Origin of the sequence: Blautia sp. MSK20_18, assembly GCF_020553125.1 — a bacterium.
Lineage (GTDB): Bacteria > Bacillota > Clostridia > Lachnospirales > Lachnospiraceae > Blautia_A > Blautia_A fusiformis.
The window spans coordinates 1-1,935 of the sequence record NZ_JAJCGR010000084.1 but is presented as its reverse complement, the minus strand read 5'-3'; the positions used below and the strand labels follow the sequence as shown (position 1 = coordinate 1,935).

Here is a 1,935-nt window from a genome sequence, read left to right as displayed (position 1 = left end):
ATCGAGATAATGCGGATTCTCACGAATACCGCTTACTGTTTCTTTGTGTATGCTTTTGAGTAACCGGAGTTATCTCTACTCACAGATCCTAAGTACACTCCACAGTCGTTAATTCCCGAAATAGCCTTCGGTACATACTTACGTTTGCGGGATCATGCAACTTCGTAAGTCTCTGCATCTCTCAGATTCAGTGCTGCATTGAGATCTCTGTCCTCAATATATCCACATGTGCATCTGTAGATCCTGTCTGAAAGTTTCAGATCTTTTTTAATACAGCTGCAGCAGTGGCAGATCCTGGAAGATGGGTACCATCGGTCAACTACCCTCAGTTCGATTCCATATTCAGCACATTTTGTTTTCAATTTTGTCCGGAATTCATAGAATTTCTGGGACGCAACTGCTTTTGAGAGATGCCGGTTCTTCATCATCCCGGATATGTTCAGATCCTCAATCGTTATATGAGACGGCTTGGTTTTCACTATCTCAGATATTACCTTGTTGATATGATCTGTACGGATATTTTCTATCCGATGATGAAGTTTCTGTACTTTAAGCTTTTGTTTGCATATATTTGCTCTTTGAGTGGACTCTCCTTTCTTTAAGTTCTCATATTTACGGGAAAGCTTTCGCTGTGCCCGTCTTAATTGTTTCTCAAGTTTTCTGATCCGTACTGTTTTATTGATATTTCTGTATACAGTTCCATTTGACACAACTGCAAAGTCTTTCAGCCCCAGATCAATTCCGATCCCATCAGTGAAATTTCCATCTGCTTCCGGAGCAGGTATATCGACAAGTGCAGACACATAATATCTGCCTGCTTTCATGGAAACTGCCCCGCTTCGGATCACATATCCATCCTTAGAGGTCGGAACGTAACCTTTTTCTTTCAGCCTTACCCAGCCAAGTGTTGGGATCTTGATCCTGTGACGTTCACAGAGACAGTCTTTGGGATTATTCTTTACAAAATACATTTTTACATCAGATCTTCCTTTTTTCTTATATCTCGGGAAACTACTCTGATGATGAAAAAATCTTGAAAAAGCGGTACAGGCATTTTCGATTGCATTCTTTACCGATTTGGAACTGACTTCTCTGATCCAGAAATATTCCGGATGCCTTGGAAGGTATTCATTGTTCAGCCATACACTGAACGACTTGCCGCTCATAAATCTTTCACCGGCATCATAACGTTCTTTATTATGAAACAGGTAGAAATTATAAATATATCTGCATGTGCCGATTGTCTTATGTATTTTGATCTTCTGCTCTTCTGTAGGATCGATCTCTGTCTTGAAGCTCTTCAGCAATCTCCTCATCCTTTTCTATCTGTTTTTTATACTTACGAAGTCCATATAATCTACAGGAAAACACATGAAGGATGGAAATAATATCCTGTACAAGTTCTTCCTGTGGTGACAGTTCTTCATTGTTCACCACCAGTATCGTTGTGTGGAATTTCATGCAGAATCTTTCAAACCAGTCGTATCCAAAACGGATAAATCTGTCTTTATGTGTGATCACTATGGTTTTGACCTTCTGCTCCATGACTTCGTCCAGTAATCCATTCCATTTCTTGCGGTTATAATTAAGTCCGCTTCCATAGTCTTCAATGCACTGGTCTACGATCATTCCTCTGGCATTACAGAACTGACGCAGAAATGCTGTCTGATTTTGAAGATCATCCCTTTGGTTTTTGGTAGATACTCTTGCATAAATAACAACTTTTCGTTTATCATGTTCTATATTTATACCTTTAAATTGAAGATACTGGTCATATGTGTAATAACGCCTGTCTGTTGGAGTTCGGTTTGCTTTTAAGATTCCCTCTCTGTCCCATCTCTGAAGCGTTTTTACAGAAACACCTAATAATTCAGCAAAATCTTTTGGTTTATAATTTGTGATATTTGATGTGTCCATAATATACCTCCATAAGTA

2 protein-coding genes are annotated in these 1,935 nt (G+C 39.1%); both read right to left on the bottom strand.

All coding sequences use genetic code 11. The features are described 5' to 3' along the window. Positions 1-152 precede the first annotated feature (152 nt). Positions 153-1,316 carry an RNA-guided endonuclease InsQ/TnpB family protein gene (locus LI091_RS18315; RefSeq protein WP_161210090.1) on the bottom strand — a complete coding sequence of 388 codons (1,164 nt, stop codon included), beginning with the start codon at positions 1,314-1,316 and terminating at the stop codon, positions 153-155. Beyond that, entirely contained in the window at positions 1,246-1,902 is a 657-nt protein-coding gene (locus LI091_RS18310) for an IS607 family transposase (RefSeq protein ID WP_173758903.1), read from the bottom strand. Before LI091_RS18310 ends, LI091_RS18315 begins: the two co-directional genes overlap by 71 nt. Between the last annotated feature and the right edge of the window lie 33 nt (positions 1,903-1,935).

Coding starts and splice junctions, on each gene's coding strand:
- LI091_RS18315 (WP_161210090.1), bottom strand. CDS start 1,316: ATGAGGAGATTGCTGAAGAGCTTCAAGACAGAGATCGATCCTACAGAA.